Origin of the sequence: Staphylococcus sp. HMSC36A10 (assembly GCF_001838845.1) — a bacterium.
GTDB classification, from domain to species: domain Bacteria; phylum Bacillota; class Bacilli; order Staphylococcales; family Staphylococcaceae; genus Staphylococcus; species Staphylococcus aureus.
Genome location: NZ_KV839105.1, coordinates 94,049 through 117,895 on the forward strand (window position 1 = coordinate 94,049; position 23,847 = coordinate 117,895).

General features: G+C 32.3%; 15 protein-coding genes and 1 pseudogene. 14 read left to right on the forward strand and 2 right to left on the reverse strand.

The window, feature by feature from the left end:
* Nucleotides 1–6 precede the first annotated feature (6 nt).
* The 6 genes from HMPREF3247_RS06995 to pyk all read left to right on the forward strand — a co-directional run bounded on the left by HMPREF3247_RS06995 (nucleotide 7) and on the right by pyk (nucleotide 9,895).
* Nucleotides 7–3,204 carry a DNA polymerase III subunit alpha gene (locus tag HMPREF3247_RS06995; RefSeq protein ID WP_000226909.1) on the forward strand — a complete coding sequence of 1,066 codons (3,198 nt, stop codon included), beginning with the start codon at nucleotides 7–9 and terminating at the stop codon, nucleotides 3,202–3,204.
* Nucleotides 3,205–3,653: 449 nt separating this feature from the next.
* Nucleotides 3,654–4,883, forward strand: a complete 1,230-nt coding sequence (locus tag HMPREF3247_RS07000) for an NADP-dependent malic enzyme (RefSeq protein ID WP_000058389.1) — start codon at nucleotides 3,654–3,656, stop codon at nucleotides 4,881–4,883.
* A 194-nt stretch (nucleotides 4,884–5,077) separates the two neighbouring features.
* A complete protein-coding gene (accD, locus tag HMPREF3247_RS07005) occupies nucleotides 5,078–5,935 on the forward strand; it encodes an acetyl-CoA carboxylase, carboxyltransferase subunit beta (RefSeq protein WP_000471572.1) in 858 nt (285 codons plus the stop codon).
* Nucleotides 5,935–6,879, forward strand: coding sequence for an acetyl-CoA carboxylase carboxyltransferase subunit alpha (locus HMPREF3247_RS07010; protein WP_070866216.1), 945 nt, complete (start codon nucleotides 5,935–5,937; stop codon nucleotides 6,877–6,879). Before accD ends, HMPREF3247_RS07010 begins: the two co-directional genes overlap by 1 nt.
* A gap of 268 nt (nucleotides 6,880–7,147) precedes the next feature.
* The gene (pfkA, locus tag HMPREF3247_RS07015; RefSeq protein ID WP_000717561.1) at nucleotides 7,148–8,116 is read left to right on the forward strand and encodes a 6-phosphofructokinase; all 969 of its coding nucleotides are present in this window, start codon (nucleotides 7,148–7,150) and stop codon (nucleotides 8,114–8,116) included.
* Nucleotides 8,117–8,137: 21 nt separating this feature from the next.
* Nucleotides 8,138–9,895 (forward strand): pyruvate kinase, encoded by a 1,758-nt coding sequence (gene pyk, locus HMPREF3247_RS07020; protein WP_001232648.1) that lies wholly within the window; start codon nucleotides 8,138–8,140, stop codon nucleotides 9,893–9,895.
* Between the two features lie 347 nt (nucleotides 9,896–10,242).
* Here pyk and HMPREF3247_RS07025 read toward each other — a convergent pair whose 3' ends face one another.
* Nucleotides 10,243–11,604: an amino acid permease gene (locus HMPREF3247_RS07025; RefSeq protein ID WP_000818525.1), complete on the reverse strand. Its 1,362-nt coding sequence runs from the start codon at nucleotides 11,602–11,604 to the stop codon at nucleotides 10,243–10,245.
* Nucleotides 11,605–11,951: 347 nt separating this feature from the next.
* On the opposite strand from HMPREF3247_RS07025, the gene HMPREF3247_RS07030 reads away from it, so the two are divergent.
* The 8 genes from HMPREF3247_RS07030 (at nucleotide 11,952) to coaE (ending at nucleotide 23,582) form a co-directional block, all read left to right on the forward strand.
* The gene (locus HMPREF3247_RS07030; RefSeq protein ID WP_000829167.1) at nucleotides 11,952–13,073 is read left to right on the forward strand and encodes a citrate synthase; all 1,122 of its coding nucleotides are present in this window, start codon (nucleotides 11,952–11,954) and stop codon (nucleotides 13,071–13,073) included.
* A 48-nt stretch (nucleotides 13,074–13,121) separates the two neighbouring features.
* Nucleotides 13,122–14,390: an NADP-dependent isocitrate dehydrogenase gene (gene icd, locus HMPREF3247_RS07035; protein WP_070866217.1), complete on the forward strand. Its 1,269-nt coding sequence runs from the start codon at nucleotides 13,122–13,124 to the stop codon at nucleotides 14,388–14,390.
* Between the two features lie 389 nt (nucleotides 14,391–14,779).
* Complete coding sequence (locus HMPREF3247_RS07045; RefSeq protein ID WP_000080028.1) at nucleotides 14,780–15,484, forward strand: response regulator; 705 nt, start codon at nucleotides 14,780–14,782, stop codon at nucleotides 15,482–15,484.
* The gene (gene pnpS / locus HMPREF3247_RS07050) at nucleotides 15,484–17,145 is read left to right on the forward strand and encodes a two-component system histidine kinase PnpS (protein ID WP_015445861.1); all 1,662 of its coding nucleotides are present in this window, start codon (nucleotides 15,484–15,486) and stop codon (nucleotides 17,143–17,145) included. The genes HMPREF3247_RS07045 and pnpS overlap by 1 nt, the downstream gene beginning before the upstream one ends.
* 498 nt (nucleotides 17,146–17,643) lie before the next feature.
* On the forward strand, nucleotides 17,644–19,131 hold the full coding sequence (locus HMPREF3247_RS07055; RefSeq protein ID WP_000849439.1) for a hypothetical protein: 1,488 nt from the start codon (nucleotides 17,644–17,646) through the stop codon (nucleotides 19,129–19,131).
* Nucleotides 19,132–19,424: 293 nt separating this feature from the next.
* Nucleotides 19,425–22,055 (forward strand): DNA polymerase I, encoded by a 2,631-nt coding sequence (polA, locus tag HMPREF3247_RS07060; RefSeq protein WP_001038306.1) that lies wholly within the window; start codon nucleotides 19,425–19,427, stop codon nucleotides 22,053–22,055.
* Between the two features lie 15 nt (nucleotides 22,056–22,070).
* Nucleotides 22,071–22,943, forward strand: coding sequence for a bifunctional DNA-formamidopyrimidine glycosylase/DNA-(apurinic or apyrimidinic site) lyase (gene mutM, locus HMPREF3247_RS07065; RefSeq protein ID WP_001114452.1), 873 nt, complete (start codon nucleotides 22,071–22,073; stop codon nucleotides 22,941–22,943).
* A gap of 15 nt (nucleotides 22,944–22,958) precedes the next feature.
* Complete coding sequence (coaE, locus tag HMPREF3247_RS07070) at nucleotides 22,959–23,582, forward strand: dephospho-CoA kinase (RefSeq protein WP_001127167.1); 624 nt, start codon at nucleotides 22,959–22,961, stop codon at nucleotides 23,580–23,582.
* A gap of 37 nt (nucleotides 23,583–23,619) precedes the next feature.
* On the opposite strand, the pseudogene HMPREF3247_RS14365 reads toward coaE, so the two are convergent.
* Nucleotides 23,620–23,847 (reverse strand): annotated as a pseudogene (locus HMPREF3247_RS14365) (IS5/IS1182 family transposase); the annotation flags it as partial.

The window sequence follows — 23,847 nt, forward strand, 5'->3', positions numbered from 1 at the left end:
TCAATCATGGTGGCATATTTAAATATTCATACGGCTTATGATTTGTTAAATTCAAGCTTAAAAATAGAAGATGCCGTAAGACTTGCTGTGTCTGAAAATGTTGATGCACTTGCCATAACTGACACCAATGTATTGTATGGTTTTCCTAAATTTTATGATGCATGTATAGCAAATAACATTAAACCGATTTTTGGTATGACAATATATGTGACAAATGGATTAAATACAGTCGAAACAGTTGTTCTAGCTAAAAATAATGATGGATTAAAAGATTTGTATCAACTATCATCGGAAATAAAAATGAATGCATTAGAACATGTGTCGTTTGAATTATTAAAACGATTTTCTAACAATATGATTATCATTTTTAAAAAAGTCGGTGATCAACATCGTGATATTGTACAAGTGTTTGAAACCCATAATGACACATATATGGACCACCTTAGTATTTCGATTCAAGGTAGAAAACATGTTTGGATTCAAAATGTTTGTTACCAAACACGTCAAGATGCCGATACGATTTCTGCATTAGCAGCTATTAGAGACAATACAAAATTAGACTTAATTCATGATCAAGAAGATTTTGGTGCACATTTTTTAACTGAAAAGGAAATTAATCAATTAGATATTAACCAAGAATATTTAACGCAGGTTGATGTTATAGCTCAAAAGTGTGATGCAGAATTAAAATATCATCAATCTCTACTTCCTCAATATGAGACACCTAATGATGAATCAGCTAAAAAATATTTGTGGCGTGTCTTAGTTACACAATTGAAAAAATTAGAACTTAATTATGACGTCTATTTAGAGCGATTGAAATATGAGTATAAAGTTATTACTAATATGGGTTTTGAAGATTATTTCTTAATAGTAAGTGATTTAATCCATTATGCGAAAACGAATGATGTGATGGTAGGTCCTGGTCGTGGTTCTTCAGCTGGCTCACTGGTCAGTTATTTATTGGGAATTACAACGATTGATCCTATTAAATTCAATCTATTATTTGAACGTTTTTTAAACCCAGAACGTGTAACAATGCCTGATATTGATATTGACTTTGAAGATACACGCCGAGAAAGGGTCATTCAGTACGTCCAAGAAAAATATGGCGAGCTACATGTATCTGGAATTGTGACTTTCGGTCATCTGCTTGCAAGAGCAGTTGCTAGAGATGTTGGAAGAATTATGGGGTTTGATGAAGTTACATTAAATGAAATTTCAAGTTTAATCCCACATAAATTAGGAATTACACTTGATGAAGCATATCAAATTGACGATTTTAAAAAGTTTGTACATCGAAACCATCGACATGAACGCTGGTTCAGTATTTGTAAAAAGTTAGAAGGTTTACCAAGACATACATCTACACATGCGGCAGGAATTATTATTAATGACCATCCATTATATGAATATGCCCCTTTAACGAAAGGGGATACAGGATTATTAACGCAATGGACAATGACTGAAGCCGAACGTATTGGGTTATTAAAAATAGATTTTCTAGGTTTGAGAAACTTATCGATTATTCATCAAATCTTAACACAAGTCAAAAAAGATTTAGGTATTAATATTGATATCGAAAAGATTCCGTTCGATGATCAAAAAGTGTTTGAATTGTTGTCGCAAGGAGATACGACTGGCATATTCCAATTAGAGTCTGACGGTGTAAGAAGTGTATTAAAAAAATTAAAGCCGGAACACTTTGAAGATATTGTGGCTGTAACTTCTTTGTATAGACCAGGTCCAATGGAAGAAATTCCAACTTACATTACAAGAAGACATGATCCAAGCAAAGTTCAATATTTACATCCGCATTTAGAACCGATATTAAAAAATACTTACGGTGTTATTATTTATCAAGAGCAAATTATGCAAATAGCGAGCACATTTGCAAACTTCAGTTATGGTGAAGCGGATATTTTAAGAAGAGCAATGAGTAAAAAAAATAGAGCTGTTCTTGAAAGTGAGCGTCAACATTTTATAGAAGGTGCAAAGCAAAATGGTTATCACGAAGACATTAGTAAGCAAATATTTGATTTGATTCTGAAATTTGCAGATTATGGTTTTCCTAGAGCACATGCTGTCAGCTATTCTAAAATTGCATACATTATGAGCTTTTTAAAAGTCCATTATCCAAATTATTTTTACGCAAATATTTTAAGTAATGTTATTGGAAGTGAGAAGAAAACTGCTCAAATGATAGAAGAAGCAAAAAAACAAGGTATCACTATATTGCCACCGAACATTAACGAAAGTCATTGGTTTTATAAACCTTCCCCAAAAGGCATTTATTTATCAATTGGTACAATTAAAGGTGTTGGTTATCAAAGTGTGAAAGTGATTGTTGATGAACGTTATCAGAACGGCAAATTTAAAGATTTCTTTGATTTTGCTAGACGTATACCGAAGAGAGTCAAAACGAGAAAGTTACTTGAAGCACTGATTTTAGTGGGAGCGTTTGATGCTTTTGGTAAAACACGTTCAACGTTGTTGCAAGCTATTGATCAAGTGTTGGATGGCGATTTAAACATTGAACAAGATGGTTTTTTATTTGATATTTTAACGCCAAAACAGATGTATGAAGATAAAGAAGAATTGCCTGATGCACTTATTAGTCAGTACGAAAAAGAATATTTAGGATTTTATGTTTCGCAACACCCAGTAGATAAAAAGTTTGTTGCCAAACAATATTTAACGATATTTAAATTGAGTAACGCGCAGAATAATAAGCCTATATTAGTACAGTTTGATAAAGTTAAACAAATTCGAACTAAAAATGGTCAAAATATGGCATTCGTCACATTAAATGATGGCATTGAAACTTTAGATGGTGTGATTTTCCCTAATCAGTTTAAAAAGTACGAAGAGTTGTTATCACATAATGACTTGTTTATAGTTAGCGGGAAATTTGACCATAGAAAGCAACAACGTCAACTAATTATAAATGAGATTCAGACATTAGCCACTTTTGAAGAACAAAAATTAGCATTTGCCAAACAAATTATAATTAGAAATAAATCACAAATAGATATGTTTGAAGAGATGATTAAAGCTACGAAAGAGAATGCTAATGATGTTATGTTATCCTTTTATGATGAAACGATAAAACAAATGACTACTTTAGGCTATATTAATCAAAAAGATAGTATGTTTAATAATTTTATACAATCCTTTAACCCTAGTGATATTAGGCTTATATAACTTTTATCAACTAATAAATTATGATATAGTAAACTGATGGTTAGATATTTTTTAACCATCAGTTTGCGTTTATATTAGTTTTTTATGCTTATTATTTTTATGAGTTTCACTTTACATTATTGATTAATCCATAAGAATAATTAGCACAAAAAGCAGTATACATAAATTGAGTAAAGAATTTTGTCGATATATCGTGCGGAAAAATAATAACTTTTTGATATATTGGTTTTTGCTATCCATTATAATAATTAAAGGTATATCTTTAGATAGTATGGTTTAATGTATCTTTATAAATATTATTTTATTATCGTTTATCGCTATTTGTGTTACATAATCAAAACCATAAATTCTTACTCATTCAGATTTACCCAATATTTTTACTTTTATAATGTAATGCGTTTTATCCAAGTTATTTTTTAAAAATAAATATTGAATTAGGGGCTGATTTCATGTCATTAAGAGATGAAGCATTGGAAATGCACAAACGTAATCAAGGTAAATTAGAAGTTAAACCAAATGTAAAAGTTACTAATAAAGAGGAATTAAGTTTAGCATACTCACCTGGCGTTGCTGAACCGTGTAAAGATATTTATGAAGATAAAAGAAAAGTATATGATTACACAATTAAAGGAAATACAGTTGCAGTTATTACTGATGGAACAGCGGTATTAGGTTTAGGTAACATTGGACCTGAAGCAAGTATTCCTGTAATGGAAGGTAAAGCAGTATTATTCAAAAGCTTCGCTGGTATCAATGGGGTGCCTATTGCGTTAAATACAACTGATACCGAAGAAATCATTAAAACAGTTAAGTTGTTAGAACCTAATTATGGTGGTATTAATTTAGAGGATATTTCGGCACCACGTTGTTTTGAAATTGAAGAACGATTGAAAAAAGAAACTAATATTCCGGTATTCCATGACGATCAACATGGTACAGCAATTGTAACAATGGCAGGTTTGGTAAATGCATTGAGAGTTGTTAACAAAGATATTGCTAAAATAAAAGTTGTACTAAATGGTGCTGGTGCAGCAGGAATAGCCATTGTTAAATTACTATACGCGTATGGTGTAAGAAATATGGTTATGTGTGACTCAAGAGGCGCAATTTTTGAAGGACGTTCATATGGTATGAATCCTACGAAAGATGTTGTAGCTAAATGGACAAATAAAGATAAGATTGAAGGGTCTTTAGAAGAAGTCGTAAAAGACGCAGATGTATTTATCGGAGTTTCTGTAGCTAATGCGCTGTCACAAGATATGGTTAAGAGTATGGCAGATAATCCAATTATATTTGCAATGGCTAATCCAAATCCTGAAATAATACCTGATGATGCCAAAGCGGCAGGTGCACGAGTTGTTGGTACAGGACGTTCAGACTATCCTAACCAAATTAATAATGTATTAGCTTTCCCTGGTATTTTTAGAGGTGCATTAGAGGTTGAAGCTACACATATAAATGAAGAAATGAAAAAGGCAGCTGTAGAAGCGATTGCTGATTTAATCGATAGTTCTGAATTAAATGAAGACTACTGTATCCCAGGACCGTTTGATAAACGTGTAGCGCCATCAGTTGCTCGTAATGTTGCTAAAGCGGCAATGGAATCTGGAGTAGCTAGGATTGAAGTTGATCCGCAAGATGTGTATGATAAAACAATGAAACTTACAGATTTACAATAAAAATAATTAACGTTTAATTAAATTGCTTAAAAGTTAGCAATAAAGAGTCATTAAAATGATGAAAATGAAAGTTTATGATAAACATTCAACAGTCAAACGAATATAAATCAAATAAATTTAAACCCGTTTTTAACTGGTCAAGTTCAGTTTAAGGCTCTAAATGGTTAGAACAGAGGTTATTTGGAGGTTTTCCTATGTTTAAAGATTTTTTTAATCGAACAAAGAAAAAGAAATATCTTACAGTACAAGACTCTAAAAATAATGATGTGCCTGCAGGTATTATGACTAAGTGTCCAAAGTGTAAGAAAATTATGTACACAAAAGAATTAGCTGAAAATTTAAATGTGTGCTTTAATTGTGATCATCATATTGCTTTAACTGCGTATAAACGTATAGAAGCAATTTCTGATGAAGGATCATTTACAGAATTCGATAAGGGAATGACCTCTGCGAATCCATTAGATTTTCCAAGTTATTTAGAAAAAATTGAAAAGGACCAACAAAAGACAGGTCTTAAAGAAGCAGTTGTGACTGGTACAGCGCAACTAGATGGTATGAAATTTGGCGTTGCTGTCATGGATTCACGTTTTAGAATGGGAAGTATGGGATCGGTTATCGGTGAAAAGATATGTCGCATCATTGATTACTGCACTGAGAACCGTTTACCATTTATTCTTTTCTCTGCAAGTGGTGGTGCACGTATGCAAGAAGGTATTATTTCCTTGATGCAAATGGGTAAAACCAGTGTATCTTTAAAACGTCATTCTGACGCTGGACTATTATATATATCATATTTAACACATCCAACTACTGGTGGTGTATCTGCAAGTTTTGCATCAGTTGGTGATATAAATTTAAGTGAGCCAAAAGCGTTGATAGGTTTTGCAGGTCGTCGAGTTATTGAACAGACAATAAACGAAAAATTGCCAGATGATTTCCAAACTGCAGAATTTTTATTAGAGCATGGACAATTGGATAAAGTTGTACATCGTAATAATATGCGTCAAACATTGTCTGAAATTCTAAAAATCCATCAAGAGGTGACTAAATAATGTTAGATTTTGAAAAACCACTTTTTGAAATTCGAAATAAAATTGAATCTTTAAAAGAATCTCAAGATAAAAATGATGTGGATTTACAAGAAGAAATTGACATGCTTGAAGCGTCATTGGAACGAGAAACTAAAAAAATATATACAAATCTAAAATCATGGGATCGTGTGCAAATTGCGCGTTTGCAAGAAAGACCTACGACCCTAGATTATATTCCATATATCTTTGATTCGTTTATGGAACTACATGGTGATCGTAATTTTAGAGATGATCCAGCAATGATTGGTGGTATTGGCTTTTTAAATGGTCGTGCTGTTACAGTTATTGGACAACAACGTGGAAAAGATACAAAAGATAATATTTATCGAAATTTTGGTATGGCGCATCCAGAAGGTTATCGAAAAGCATTACGTTTAATGAAACAAGCTGAAAAATTCAATCGTCCTATCTTTACATTTATAGATACAAAAGGTGCATATCCTGGTAAAGCTGCGGAAGAACGTGGACAAAGTGAATCTATCGCAACAAATTTGATTGAGATGGCTTCACTAAAAGTACCAGTTATTGCGATTGTCATTGGTGAAGGTGGCAGTGGAGGTGCTCTAGGTATTGGTATTGCCAATAAAGTATTGATGTTAGAGAATAGTACTTACTCTGTTATATCTCCTGAAGGTGCAGCGGCATTATTATGGAAAGACAGTAATTTGGCTAAAATTGCAGCTGAAACAATGAAAATTACTGCCCATGATATTAAGCAATTAGGTATTATAGATGATGTCATTTCTGAACCACCTGGCGGTGCACATAAAGATATTGAACAGCAAGCTTTAGCTATTAAATCAGCGTTTGTTGCACAGTTAGATTCACTTGAGTCATTATCACGTGATGAAATTGCTAATGATCGCTTTGAAAAATTCAGAAATATCGGTTCTTATATAGAATAATCAACTTGAGCATTTTTATGTTAAATCGATACTGGGTTTTACCATAAATTGAAGTACATTAAAACAATAATTTAATATTTAGATACTGAATTTTAACTAAGATTAGTAGTCAAAATTGTGGCTACTAATCTTTTTTTAATTAAGTTAAAATAAAATTCAATATTTAAAACGTTTACATCAATTCAATACATTAGTTTTGATGGAATGACATATCAATTTGTGGTAATTTAGAGTTAAAGATAAATCAGTTATAGAAAGGTATGTCGTCATGAAGAAAATTGCAGTTTTAACTAGTGGTGGAGATTCACCTGGAATGAATGCTGCCGTAAGAGCAGTTGTTCGTACAGCAATTTACAATGAAATTGAAGTTTATGGTGTGTATCATGGTTACCAAGGATTGTTAAATGATGATATTCATAAACTTGAATTAGGATCAGTTGGGGATACGATTCAGCGTGGAGGTACATTCTTGTATTCAGCAAGATGTCCAGAGTTTAAGGAGCAAGAAGTACGTAAAGTTGCAATCGAAAACTTACGTAAAAGAGGGATTGAGGGCCTTGTAGTTATTGGTGGTGACGGTAGTTATCGCGGTGCACAACGCATCAGTGAGGAATGCAAAGAAATTCAAACTATCGGTATTCCTGGTACGATTGACAATGATATCAATGGTACTGATTTTACAATTGGATTTGACACAGCATTAAATACGATTATTGGCTTAGTCGACAAAATTAGAGACACTGCGTCAAGTCACGCACGAACATTTATCATTGAAGCAATGGGCCGTGATTGTGGAGATCTAGCATTATGGGCTGGATTATCAGTTGGTGCTGAGACAATTGTAGTTCCAGAAGTGAAAACAGATATTAAAGAAATAGCTGATAAAATTGAACAAGGTATTAAACGTGGTAAGAAACACTCAATCGTTCTTGTAGCAGAAGGTTGTATGACTGCGCAAGATTGTCAAAAAGAATTATCACAATACATCAATGTTGATAATAGAGTGTCTGTGTTAGGTCACGTTCAACGTGGTGGTAGCCCAACAGGTGCGGATAGAGTTTTAGCATCACGTTTAGGTGGATATGCGGTAGACTTATTAATGCAAGGTGAAACAGCTAAGGGTGTTGGAATTAAGAACAATAAAATTGTAGCAACATCTTTTGATGAAATTTTTGATGGTAAAGATCATAAATTTGATTATAGTCTATATGAACTTGCTAACAAGTTATCTATATAAGATTTCAGGAGGAATTATAAAATGAGAAAAACTAAAATTGTATGTACAATTGGACCAGCTTCAGAATCAGAAGAAATGATTGAGAAATTAATCAATGCTGGTATGAACGTTGCACGATTAAACTTTTCACATGGTAGTCATGAAGAGCATAAAGGTAGAATTGATACAATTCGTAAAGTAGCTAAAAGATTAGACAAAATTGTAGCAATTTTATTAGATACAAAAGGTCCAGAAATTCGTACGCATAATATGAAAGACGGTATCATTGAACTTGAACGTGGTAACGAAGTTATTGTTAGCATGAATGAAGTTGAAGGAACACCTGAAAAGTTCTCAGTAACATATGAAAACTTAATTAACGATGTTCAAGTAGGTTCATACATTTTACTTGATGATGGCTTAATTGAATTACAAGTTAAAGATATTGACCATGCTAAAAAAGAAGTTAAATGTGATATTTTAAACTCTGGTGAGCTTAAAAACAAAAAAGGTGTTAACTTACCTGGCGTAAGAGTAAGTTTACCTGGTATTACAGAAAAAGATGCTGAAGATATCCGTTTCGGTATTAAAGAAAATGTTGACTTCATTGCAGCAAGTTTCGTACGTCGTCCTAGTGATGTTTTAGAAATTCGTGAAATTTTAGAAGAACAAAAAGCTAACATTTCAGTATTCCCTAAAATTGAAAACCAAGAAGGTATTGATAATATTGCGGAAATTCTTGAAGTGTCTGATGGTTTAATGGTTGCACGTGGTGACATGGGTGTTGAAATTCCACCTGAAAAAGTACCAATGGTTCAAAAAGATTTAATCAGACAATGTAACAAATTAGGTAAACCAGTTATTACAGCTACACAAATGTTAGATTCTATGCAACGTAACCCACGTGCTACACGTGCAGAAGCTAGTGACGTTGCCAACGCAATCTATGATGGTACAGATGCAGTAATGTTATCTGGTGAAACTGCTGCTGGTTTATATCCTGAAGAAGCTGTTAAAACAATGAGAAATATTGCTGTATCAGCTGAAGCAGCCCAAGATTACAAAAAGTTATTGTCAGATCGTACTAAATTAGTTGAAACTTCATTAGTGAATGCTATCGGTATTTCGGTTGCACATACAGCTTTAAACTTAAATGTTAAAGCAATTGTAGCTGCTACTGAAAGTGGTTCAACGGCACGTACTATCTCTAAATATCGTCCGCATTCAGACATTATTGCAGTGACTCCAAGTGAAGAAACTGCACGTCAATGTTCAATTGTTTGGGGAGTTCAACCTGTAGTTAAAAAAGGACGTAAGAGTACAGATGCATTGTTAAACAATGCAGTTGCAACAGCTGTTGAAACTGGTAGAGTATCTAATGGTGATTTAATCATTATTACTGCTGGTGTACCAACTGGTGAAACTGGAACTACTAATATGATGAAAATCCACCTAGTTGGTGACGAAATTGCTAATGGTCAAGGTATTGGACGTGGATCAGTTGTTGGTACTACGTTAGTTGCTGAAACTGTTAAAGATTTAGAAGGTAAAGATTTATCTGACAAAGTTATCGTTACTAACTCAATCGATGAAACGTTTGTACCTTATGTAGAAAAAGCTTTAGGCTTAATTACAGAAGAAAATGGTATTACATCACCAAGTGCAATTGTTGGTTTAGAAAAAGGTATTCCAACAGTTGTAGGTGTAGAAAAAGCTGTTAAAAACATAAGCAATAACATGTTAGTTACGATTGATGCTGCTCAAGGTAAAATCTTTGAAGGATATGCAAACGTACTATAATTTATAAAAAAACGTCTTTCCATTTATCAACAATGGAAAGGCGTTTTTTGGTTCATCTGGTATTTTATGACGTAATTAATAGGTTATTTGATAATGATAGTGTATGAATGGCAATCTATATAAATGTTTATATCTTTTATACATGTACATTATCACCTTCAAACTTTCACTCATATTACTTTGGAAATTTATTATAAAATAGAAGTATGGATGTATTTCTGAAATGATACATTATTAAATAGATGAGAAAGTAAAAGTTTTGAGCCAAGTACGCAATTTAATATTATAAGTTGCATATAAAAACCCCTGTTGAACTTTAGTATATTCAACAGGGGTAAAACTTGTTGTTATTTATTTGATTTAGCAGCGATACGTTTATATCTTAAGTACATAAATGCTAAAAGTATAAACCAAATCGGAATAAAATAAATTGCACGTCTTGTATCAACATTAATAAATAATAACCCGAACACAAAAATGAAGAATACAAATATTAAGTAGCCCATATATTTGCCACCTAATAGTTTGTACGTAGCATTTTTATGTAGATCTGGGTTTTTACGACTATAATTGATATATGCAATGATAATCAGACCCCATACAACTAAAAATAACACTGTAGAGATGGTAGTCACATACGTAAATACTTTTGTCGCATCTGGGAAAATATAGTTTAGTAATGCTGCCACAAGTAATAATGCTGATGAAGCAAAGATTGCAACATGTGGAACGCCATATTTATTCGTTTTAGAAAAGTTTGGAGGTGCTTGTTGTTGACTTGATAAACCGAAAAGCATACGGCTATTTGAGAATATACCACTATTACATGATGAAGCAGCAGCGGTTAATACTACAAAATTAATCAAGCCCGCAGCAAACGGAATTCCGATCAATGCGAATAATTTTACGAATGGACTGTTATCAGGATCAACTTGCTGCCAAGGGATAATAGACATGATAACCGCTAACGCACCAACGTAAAATATTAAAATTCTAATGGGTACACTGTTAATTGCTTTTGGAATTGTTTTAACTGGATCTTTTGTTTCCCCAGCTGTAACACCAATCATTTCAATTCCTACAAATGAGAATAATGCCATTTGGAAAGACATAAAGAATCCAGAAGCACCTTTAGCGAATATGCCGTGTTCATATAGATTTGTGAAACTGGCATGCCCGAATTGAGTTTTAAATGCAAATAGAATCATGACGAAACCAACTACTATTAAACCAATAATTGTCGCTATTTTAATGATAGAGAACCAAAATTCTAATTCTCCGAAAAGTCTTGCGCTAAGTAGGTTGAATGACATTAATAACAGTACACAAAATAGTGCACTTATCCAGTTTGGAATTTCTGGGAACCAAAAGCTAACATATTTTGCCACAGCCGTTACTTCAGCCATACCTGTAATAATCCAACAGAACCAGTATGTCCATCCGGTAACAAATCCTGCAAAAGGCCCAATATATGTATTGGTTACATCTGCGAAAGATTTAAATTCAGTATTCTGTATAATGATTTCTCCTAAACCTCGCATAAACATAAATAACATAAATCCTATAATGATGTATGTTAATAGAATTGAAGGGCCGGTTAATGCAATCGTTTGACCAGCACCTAAGAATAAGCCTGTACCAATTGCACCGCCAATTGCAATTAATTGTATGTGGCGATTGCTCAGTTCCCTTTGTAATTTTTCAGCCATAATACATCTCCCTTAAATATAGATATGTTTATTATGCACTTATATTGAGATATATACAATTATTTTCGGTAAAAATGTGTAAAATTCCATGTTAATATACTTTGGTTTTTATAATCATATATAATAACCAATTGAAAATTTAATTCTATTGTAAAATTCATGGATTATTCACATCTTGAAAAAGCTTTAATGGTGCTATTTGTGGCTATTCTGTGACATTTACATAGATTTACAAAAAAATTGTTGCACATATAATGCCAGTTTTTATATTTCACAAACGAAATGCGTTTAGCTATAATATTAGTTGAAAGCCATTTCATAAAGAAACAGTAAAGGGGAAATTTATCATGGCAGAATTACAAAGAGGTTTAGAAGGGGTTATCGCAGCGGAGACTAAAATAAGTTCAATTATTGAAAGTCAATTGACTTATGCCGGCTATGATATTGATGATCTAGCTGAAAATGCGCAATTTGAAGAAGTTATTTTCCTATTATGGAACTATAGATTGCCAAACGAAGAAGAGCTTGCTCATCTAAAAGGGAAATTAAATCAATACATGACATTAAATCCTCGTGTGTATACACATTTTGAGGAGTATGTTACAGATCACGTGCATCCAATGACAGCATTACGTACGTCATTATCATATATTGCACATTTCGATCCTGATGCTGAAAATGAATCAGATGAAAATCGTTATGAAAGAGCAATGCGTATACAGGCTAAAGTAGCATCATTAGTTACAGCGTTTGCTCGAGTAAGACAAGATAAAGAACCACTTAAGCCTAATCCTGACTTAAGTTATGCGGCAAACTTCCTATATATGTTACGTGGGGAATTACCAACAGATATAGAAGTAGAAGCCTTCAATAAAGCACTTATTTTACACGCTGATCATGAGTTGAACGCATCTGCATTTACAGCACGTTGTGCGGTATCATCATTGTCAGATATGTACTCAGGTATTGTAGCAGCCGTAGGTTCTCTGAAAGGGCCATTACATGGTGGTGCAAACGAACAAGTTATGACGATGTTATCTGAGATTGGGTCAATTGAAAATGTTGATGCTTACTTAGATGAAAAATTTGCTAATAAAGATAAAGTAATGGGCTTCGGTCATCGTGTATATAAAGATGGTGATCCTAGAGCGAAATATTTAAGAGAAATGAGCCGTCAAATTACGAAAGACGCTGGTCGTGAAGAATTATTTGAAATGTCAGTGAAAATGGAAAAACGTATGGCAGAAGAAAAAGGATTAATTCCTAATGTTGATTTTTATAGTGCGAGTGTTTATCACTGTATGGAAATACCTCATGACTTATTCACGCCAATCTTTGCTGTAAGTCGTTCTGCAGGATGGATTGCTCATATTTTAGAACAATATAAAGATAATAGAATTATGCGTCCTAGAGCGAAATATATTGGCGAAACGAATCGTAAGTATATCCCGCTTGAAGAAAGAAAATAATCAATACAAATTAAAAATGAAGATGTAAAATTTGGAGGTAAAATAACTATGACTGCAGAAAAAATTACTCAAGGAACTGAAGGATTAAACGTACCTAATGAACCAATTATCCCATTTATTATCGGTGATGGAATTGGACCGGATATTTGGAAGGCAGCAAGCCGAGTTATAGATGCTGCTGTTGAGAAAGCCTATAATGGCGAAAAACGCATTGAATGGAAAGAAGTGCTAGCTGGCCAAAAAGCATTTGATACAACTGGTGAATGGTTACCTCAAGAAACACTTGATACAATTAAAGAATATTTAATTGCTGTTAAAGGACCTTTAACAACACCAATTGGTGGTGGTATTAGATCATTAAATGTGGCTTTACGCCAAGAATTAGATTTATTTACTTGCTTAAGACCGGTACGTTGGTTTAAAGGAGTACCATCACCTGTTAAACGTCCACAAGATGTTGATATGGTTATTTTCCGTGAAAATACTGAAGACATTTATGCTGGTATTGAATTTAAAGAAGGTACAACAGAAGTTAAAAAGGTAATTGACTTCTTACAAAACGAAATGGGTGCGACAAACATTCGATTCCCAGAAACTTCAGGTATTGGTATTAAACCAGTTTCTAAAGAAGGAACTGAGCGATTAGTTAGAGCAGCTATACAATATGCTGTCGATAATAACCGTAAATCAGTTACTTTAGTTCATAAAGGTAATATTATGAAATTTACAGAAGGCTCATTTAAGCAGTGGGGTTACGATTTAGCATTATCTGAATTTGGTGATCAAGTATTCACTTGGCAACAATATGACGAAATTGTTGAAAATGAAGGCAGAGATGCTGCTAATGCTGCTCAAGAAAAAGCTGAAAAAGAAGGCAAGATTATCATTAAAGATTCTATTGCTGACATTTTCTTACAACAAATTTTAACTCGTCCAGCTGAGCATGATGTTGTAGCAACTATGAACTTGAATGGTGACTATATTTCAGATGCTTTAGCTGCACAAGTTGGTGGTATTGGTATTGCACCAGGTGCAAACATTAATTATGAAACAGGTCATGCTATTTTTGAAGCAACACATGGTACAGCTCCAAAATATGCAGGTTTAAATAAAGTGAATCCATCTTCAGTAATTTTAAGTTCTGTATTAATGTTAGAACATTTAGGATGGCAAGAAGCGGCAGATAAGATTACAGATTCAATTGAAGATACAATTGCTTCAAAAGTTGTTACTTATGACTTTGCCCGTTTAATGGATGGTGCTGAAGAAGTTTCTACATCAGCATTTGCAGATGAATTGATTAAAAATTTAAAATAAGCAAAATAAAAATAGGTGAGTCTAGCAACTTTAATTGCTAGGTTCGCCTTTTTAAATGAATTGAAGTTGGCAACAGGATAGAAATAATAAAGAGTCACTAATGATTGATTATATAGTGTTTCTTACAAATTAGACAAAGCGATTGTGTACATAAGCTTAGGAATAAATGAGTAAAACTCATGCATAGGTAGTGGCATAGAAATGATATTTTCAAAAAGTTTATTTCGTTGTCCCAGAGTAAGTCATGCAAATGATAGAAGGAAATATAAGAAGTATTTTATTTATATGTAAAGTAATGTAAAAAATGTGTAAAGATAATGTGTAGGATGTTATTTTTATAAATAGTTCGGTTATAATGTAAATATAATTATAAGTTAGGGAGGCATACCATGTCGCAAAAAGTGTTGGTAGTAGATGACGAACATTCAATCGTAACATTACTTAAATATAACTTAGAAACAGCTGGTTATGAAGTTGTTGTCGCATTTGATGGTGATGAGGCTTTAGAAAAGGTAGAAAGTGAACAGCCAGATTTAATTATTTTAGATGTTATGCTACCTAAAAAAGATGGCATTGACGTATGTAAGACTGTAAGAACAAATAAAAATTTAGTCCCTATATTAATGTTAACGGCGAAAAATGATGAATTTGATCGGGTATTAGGTTTAGAATTAGGTGCCGATGACTATATGACTAAGCCTTTTTCACCTAGAGAAGTTGTTGCCCGTGTGAAAGCCATTTTAAGACGTTCTCAATTTGTAAAAGAAGTAGAAGAGATTGACGATGATATTACCATCGGATCGATACGTATTAGACCCGATTATTTTGAAGTATATAAGCATAATGAGTTATTGGAGCTAACACCGAAAGAATTTGAACTCTTGCTTTATTTGATAGAAAGACAAGGCAGAGTCATTACGAGAGAGCATATGTTAAATACGGTATGGAATTATGAATTTGCAGGAGACTCAAGAATTGTTGATGTACATATCAGTCATTTAAGAGATAAATTAGAAGATAATCCTAAGAAGCCACAACTTATTAAAACTGTGCGTGGCTTAGGCTATAAATTGGAAAGACCTAAAGAACAATGATGAAGTTTCACCACCGCTTAATGTTATTGATAAGCAGTATATTAATTATCAGTTTTGTTACATTAGGCATTATTATTCACGCTTCCATCACATATGTTTTATCAGAAAAACACGAACAAGCTCTAGCAACAGATGCAAGATCATATATTTATTTAGTCCAAGATAATGAGATTGATAAAGTTAAAGAAATTGTAAAACAGCAAAATATAGATTTATTGATAACTAAGCATGATAAAAAGGTGTTTAGTAGTGGCAAACTGAAAGCTATCCCAAATAGTGATAGCTATATTCAAAAAAGGGACGTTTTTATTTTTAATAAGAAGGTTAACGGTTATCATGTATGGATTAAAGGTTACAATAACGATATTACAGAAATGCATTGGACGTTGTGGAAATATCTTATTTTGACATGTTTAGTTGTACTCATTTGTCTGTATTTTGCAAGCCGTAGTTTTAAGCGTACATTAATCCGTCCCATTCAAGAAGTTACTTATGCAACACAATTGTTGGCAAATGGTTATTATCACATACGTGTACCTGAAAGTAATGTTGTAGAAACTAAAGCGCTTTTTGTGTCTACCAATGATTTAGCACGACGCCTTCAAAAGCTTAATAATGAGCAAAAAATTCAATCCAACCGTTTAAAAACAACGATTGAAAATATTCCAAGTGCTATTTTAATGATAGATCGAAATGGAAAAATCGTTGTTGCAAATAAAGCGTATTATGAACAGTTCAACATCTCGCATAATATTGAACAAGTAGGCTATCACGGTTATGTTAATACTGAAATTGAGCAATTAATTTTAGAAAGTTTTAAAGTTGAAAAACCTATTTATGAACAATTGGAAGTTGCAATAAACCAAGTCCATGCCAAGTACTTTGATATTTCATGCGTTCCGATTTTAACTAGGTCTCAAAAAAGTTTGCAAGGGATTTTAGTTGTGATGCATGACATAACAAATCTGAAACAACTTGAAAATCTAAGACGTGAGTTTGTAGCAAATGTTTCACATGAATTAAAAACACCTATTACTTCAATTAAGGGGTTTGCTGAAACACTTATTGATGGTGCAAAAAATGATGCGGAATCATTAGACATGTTTTTAAACATAATTTTAAAAGAATCAAATCGAATAGAATCTTTAGTAACAGATTTGTTAGATTTATCGCATATTGAGCAACATACAGAGTTAGATACAGACTATATGAATTTATCAGATTTAACGCGGCGTATTATTGATAATATGATGACTCAAGCCAATCAAAAAAATATTTCCATTCATACTGATATTGAAAAAGATGTCATTGTTAAAGCACAAGAAAGTAAAATTGCTCAAGTTATCACGAATTTGTTAACGAATGCAATTAACTATTCTTATGAAGATGGAGATATTAACGTTCGTGTGTATCGAGATGACTTTCGTGTCATTTTCGAAGTACAAGATTTTGGTATAGGTATTAAATTAGAAGACCAACAACGTATTTTTGAAAGATTTTATAGAGTAGATAAAGCACGAAGTAGAGATTCTGGTGGGACAGGTCTTGGATTATCAATTACAAAGCATATAGTAGAGGCCCACCAAGGCAATATTGAAGTGAATAGTCAAGTTGGCAAAGGCTCAACGTTCAAAGTTATTCTAAAAGATTATAAAGAATAAAAATTAAAGTGGTAACAGCGCGTGTATTTTTCACGAAGTTGTTGCTGCTTTTTTATTTCGTTCAAATCTCTATTGGTATTAAATTAGAGTTAATGAAGTGGAATAAATTCGGTTGTCAATTTTGTCATTTGCATATGTCGATTTGTAAGTTATAAGTAATAGATTGTTGTGAATCAAGCAATTTTATAATATATTTATTATAATAAAGAAATTTTAGTAACGCGCTTAAAATAGATGCTTAATTAAAAAGTAATAAGTTTTATTTGAACGGAAATAAATCTTAATTTAAACACTTGAATAGACAAGTGTAATCATTCGTCATAGAAAAAGACGAGGGGCGATTTAGATAAATTGTTGAAAGTAATATTAAATACCTTGTTTATCTAATTTGATTGAGGAAACATGCATAGGTGAAAATTAGAAATACATTAAAAATATTGAATTAATTTTTCGACCTACAAGTTGAGGAAAATTTAACTAGATTTGAGGATTAGCAAAGTGAAAACAATTCAATTACACAAGACAACTTTGATATTAATTGCGATATTATTGTTTTATACTTTTATGGGTATCTTACTACCACTCATGCACGATGATTTACAATGGTTTAGCAATTATAATACTGATATTTTAAAAGTAGGATTTGCATCACTTAATGGTCGCTATATCGGAAATATCTTTGAAATTATAGCTGTACATGTAAGCTGGTTACGTTGGCTTTCATATGGTCTCATTAGTATGGGCATCATTTGGATGATTATGCACATTACACGTTGTAAAGCGTGGACAAGCTATTATTTGTTAGCATTTTCTTTAATGTTAATTTTACCAAGTGCTATTTATGCAGATACATATGGCTGGTTTGCAGGATTTTATAATTATGCGACATCAACACTAATTTCACTCTTTATTATTTATTATTGTATTAATGCAATTATATATAAAGAAAAGCAGCCGGTAAGTGTTACTGTACTATTCTATGTTTTATGCTTCTTCGGTCAATTATTTATGGAGAATGTGACATTATTCCACTGTATCATTTTAATTTTAGCTTTTCTGTATGAATTTACTGCAAATCGAACACTTAATTATAAATTATTGTTTTCATTTATGATTGCTACTATAGGTACAATCATTATGTTTTCCAATCCAAATTATCGCAAAATTTTATTTGAAGGATCAGAATATCAACAAGTTTCAAATAATCAAGGTATCTTTTCAAAATTTGCAGAAATGATATCAACGTCACTTCCATATGGTGTCATTTTCAGTCAGATTATAATTTTAAGTATGATTGCAGCGCTTATTATTTATCTACTGCTTAGAAGTGATCGGTATGTACATTTAACAATATTAAAGCGTCGTATCATTATGATAGGATTTATCACTTTACCGCTTTATTATTTACTATTTTACAATCAGTTTTTATTAAATAAAAATACAGATATTGGATTGGTTGGTTTTGTGAACGTAATTGTATGTGGTTACTTTGCGTTTTCGATATTTGTAGGTATTTATTTGTCTATTAATGATCGTAAAACACAAATTACTTTATATTCCTTACTTATTGCAATATGTGTTTCGGCGTCGACACTAGTCATTGTTACTCCAATTGAACCAGGTAATTTTTTGATTGTTTATACGATACATGTAATCATTTTAATTATTTTATTAAAAGAATTTCGGAAATATAAGTCAATCAATGTTAATTTTATTAAAGGTGCATCACTAGTTTTAGCTGTGATATATCTTAGTGCATTTATTTATGTTCATTATGAACATGAAAAAAGAGTTCAGTTATTAAAACAACAAATTAAAGATCATCCACGACAAGAGGTTTATACAGTGGAATCATTGCCGTTTGAACATTATATGCATCATCCGTCACCAATCAATAAAAATTACCAAGAGTGGTTTAATAATTATGAAGAATTACCGAAAATGACCAAAGTTAAATATATTCCATTTGGTTCAGACGATTCATAACTTATTCTTACCTATAAAAATTTAAAATAGCAGCATAAAAATATTAAAAAGTAGACATAATCATGAAATGATAATGTGCATCTCAAAAGTTGGACTTTTAACCTGACTTTATGGAGTGCTCATCAAGAACAATCATGATTATGTCTTTTTTATTTTTTAGCTAAGTCTATATAGGCACTTGTTTTATTTGAAATTAGGTCGTGTATAAATACTCTATGAGATAGTTTCTTTAATTACGACATCACAGTCGAATATGCTAAAATATATATAAATTAGTTCTGGAGGTTAAAATTGTGAATAAATTAGTATTAATCGATGGTAATAGCTTAAGTTTTAGAGCTTTTTATGCATTACCTTTGTTATCAAACAAAGCAGGCATTCATACCAATGCAGTATATGGTTTTGCAATGTTACTAGAGAAGATTTTAAAAGAAGAAAAGCCAAATCATTTTTTAGTAGCGTTTGATGCAGGTAAAACGACTTTCAGACATGAAAAATATAGTGAATATAAAGGTGGACGCCAGAAAACGCCGCCTGAACTAAGTGAGCAATTTCCTTATATTCGCCAATTATTAGATGCTTATCATATTAAACGTTATGAATTAGATAACTATGAGGCAGATGATATTATCGGAACTTTAAGTAAAGAAGCAGATAAAGCGGGCTTTCAGACAATTATTATTACGGGAGACCGAGATTTAACACAACTTGCAACGGATAATGTAACCATTTATTACACTAAAAAAGGTGTTACTGATGTTGATCATTATACACCTGACTTTATTGCGGAAAAATACAATGGGTTAACACCTAATCAAATTATTGATATGAAAGGATTAATGGGAGATACTTCTGATAATATACCAGGTGTTGCAGGTGTTGGAGAGAAAACAGCAATAAAATTGCTAAACCAATTTGACACAGTAGAAGGTGTCTATGAACATTTAGATGAAATTTCAGGTAAAAAGTTAAAAGAAAAACTTCAAAATAGCAAAGAAGATGCATTAATGAGTAAAGAATTAGCAACGATTAATGTAGATAGTCCGATTGAAGTAAAACTTGAAGATACGTTAATGACTCATCAAGATGAACAACAAGAAAAAATCGAATTGTTTAAGAAGTTAGAATTCAAACAATTGTTGGCTGACATTGATCAATCAGCAAGCGTTGAAGATGCAATAGAAAAGACATTTGAAATTGAAACGTCTTTTGATAATATTGATTTTACTTCATTGAAAGAAGCGGCCATCCATTTCGAATTAGACGGTGGTAACTATTTGCGAAATAATATTTTAAAATTCTCTTTATTTACAGGTGAGAAACATATTGTAATTAATGCGGATGACATAAATAATTATGCCGAACTAGTTTCATGGTTAGAAAATCCGAATACGAAAAAAGTAGTATATGATGCTAAAAAAACATATGTAGCATCACATAGATTGGGAATTGATATTCAAAATATTTCTTTCGATATTATGTTGGCCAGTTATATAATTGATCCATCTCGTACGATTAGTGATGTTCAATCAGTTGTTTCATTGTACGGTCAAAGTTTTGTGAAAGACGATGTGAGTATATATGGAAAAGGTAAGAAATTTAAGGTACCTGAAGATGATGTTTTAAATCCATATGTTGCTTCTATTACTGATGCAATTTACTTTGCGAAACCAAATATGGATAAACAATTAGAAGAATACAATCAGGTAGAACTCTTAGCTGATTTAGAGCTACCGCTAGCTAAGATTTTAAGTGAAATGGAAGAAATTGGTATATTTACAGATGTTCATGATTTAGAAGAAATGGAAAAAGAAATTCAAGAAAAATTAGACGTCTTGATTCGAAATATCCATGATGCAGCTGGTGAAGATTTTAATATAAATTCTCCTAAGCAATTAGGTGTTGTATTGTTTGAGACATTACAATTACCTGTTATTAAAAAGACGAAAACAGGATATTCTACTGCTGTAGATGTCTTAGAGCAATTGCAAGGTGAACATCCTATCATTGATTATATTTTAGAATATCGTCAATTATCTAAGTTACAGTCTACTTATGTTGAAGGATTGCAAAAGGTAATTAGTGATGATCAACGTATCCATACACGTTTTAACCAAACTTTAGCGCAAACTGGACGTTTATCAAGTGTAGATCCTAATTTACAAAATATTCCGGTTAGACTTGAAGAAGGGCGTAAAATAAGAAAAGCCTTTAAACCAACTTCAAAAGATAGCGTTATATTATCAGCAGATTATTCTCAAATTGAATTGCGTGTATTAGCACACATTACACAAGATGAGAGTATGAAAGAAGCATTTATCAACGGCGATGATATTCATACAGCAACTGCTATGAAAGTATTTGGTGTAGAGGCTGATCAAGTCGATAGTTTAATGCGTCGTCAAGCAAAAGCGGTTAACTTTGGAATTGTTTATGGGATAAGTGATTATGGTTTAAGTCAAAGTTTAGGTATTACTCGTAAAAAAGCAAAAGCATTCATTGATGATTATTTAGCTAGTTTCCCAGGTGTAAAACAATATATGTCTGATATTGTAAAAGATGCCAAAGCTTTAGGTTATGTGGAAACATTGCTACATCGTCGACGCTATATTCCTGATATTACGAGTCGTAACTTTAATTTACGCGGCTTTGCTGAACGTACTGCTATGAATACGCCAATACAAGGCAGTGCTGCAGATATCATTAAACTGGCAATGGTTAAATTTGCACAAAAAATGAAAGAGACAACATATCAAGCTAAACTATTATTACAAGTACACGATGAATTAATTTTTGAAGTACCTAAGTCAGAAGTAGATTCATTTAGTGAATTTGTAGAAGAGATAATGGAAAATGCATTGCAATTAGATGTTCCATTAAAAGTAGACTCAAGTTATGGTGCAACTTGGTATGATGCAAAATAAAGTGAGGTTAATGGTATGCCCGAATTACCAGAAGTAGAACATGTAAAAAGAGGAATTGAACCCTACGTTATAAATCAAAAAATTGAACACGTTATATTTTCGGATAAAGTAATCGAAGGTAAAGCTCAAGGCAAGGAAACAATTATAAAAGGAATTGAATTAGATACTTTTAAAACTTTATCGGAAGGCTATACCATTACAAATGTAGAACGAAGAAGTAAATATATCGTTTTTCAGCTAGATAATAAACGAGAACAACGTACATTAATTAGTCATTTAGGTATGGCGGGTGGTTTTTTCATTGTAGATGAACTTGAAGATATTATGATACCTAATTATCGTAAGCATTGGCATGTTATTTTTGAGTTGTCAAATGACAAAAAGTTAATTTATTCAGATATACGTCGTTTTGGAGAAATTAGAAATGTTGCGTCTGTAGCATCTTATCCTTCATTTTTAGAAATAGCGCCTGAACCTTTTTCAAATGAAGCATTGACGTATTATTTAAATCGAATTCATCAACAGTCTAATAAGAATAAACCAATCAAACAAGTGATTTTGGATCATAAAGTAATCGCAGGTTGTGGAAATATTTACGCATGTGAAGCGTTGTTTCGTGCAGGTGTTTTACCAGATAAAAAAGTAAAAGACTTAACACACCAACAACAAGAAATGGTTTTTTATTATGTTAGAGAAGTACTAGAAGAAGGTATTAAATATGGCGGTACAAGTATTTCAGATTATCGTCATGCTGATGGAAAAACTGGTGAGATGCAATTGCATCTTAATGTATATAAGCAGCCGGTATGCAAAGTGTGTGGAAGTCAAATTGAAACAAAAATCATCGCGACAAGAAATAGTCATTATTGTCCAGTATGTCAAAAATAAAGAAAGAGTGAAATTATGCCGAAAGTTATTGGTCTAACAGGTGGAATCGCCTCAGGAAAATCAACAGTATCAGAACTCTTATCCGTATTCGGTTTTAAAGTAGTAGATGCTGATAAAGCAGCCAGGGAAGCTGTTAAAAAGGGGAGTAAAGGTTTAGCTCAAGTACGAGAAGTCTTTGGTGATGAAGCAATTGATGAAAATGGTGAGATGAATCGTCGTTATATGGGTGATTTAGTGTTTAACCATCCAGAAAAACGCTTAGAATTAAATGCTATCATACATCCTATCGTGCGAGATATTATGGAAGAAGAAAAGCAAGAATATTTAAAACAAGGATATAATGTAATCATGGATATTCCATTATTATTTGAAAATGAATTGGAAAATACAGTAGACGAAGTGTGGGTTGTATACACTTCTGAAAGTATACAAATGGATCGTTTAATGCAACGTAATAATTTGTCATTAGAAGATGCGAAAGCTCGTGTCTATAGCCAAATTTCTATTGATAAAAAAAGTCGAATGGCCGATCATGTCATCGATAATTTAGGGGATAAACTTGAATTAAAACAAAACCTTGAGAGATTGTTAGAAGAAGAAGGTTATATTGAAAAGCCGAATTACGGAGAAGAAGATTAATATTACACTATAAATAAGGGCTTGGGACATTAAGTTCTTAGGCAATGTAAAAAAGCTGATTTCTATTAATTATTTGATAGAAATCAGCTTTTTTGATATGTATTTTATAATGTACAGCTCGTTGAGCTGCTATTTTCCTTATATTAAGTGCCATTAATACAAAACCTAGCTCTCGTTTAACTTTATTTATTCCTCGAACTGACTGACATTCGAGTGAAACCCAAAATAGCTTTCATAAATCCAAAAACAGGCTCTACATCAATTT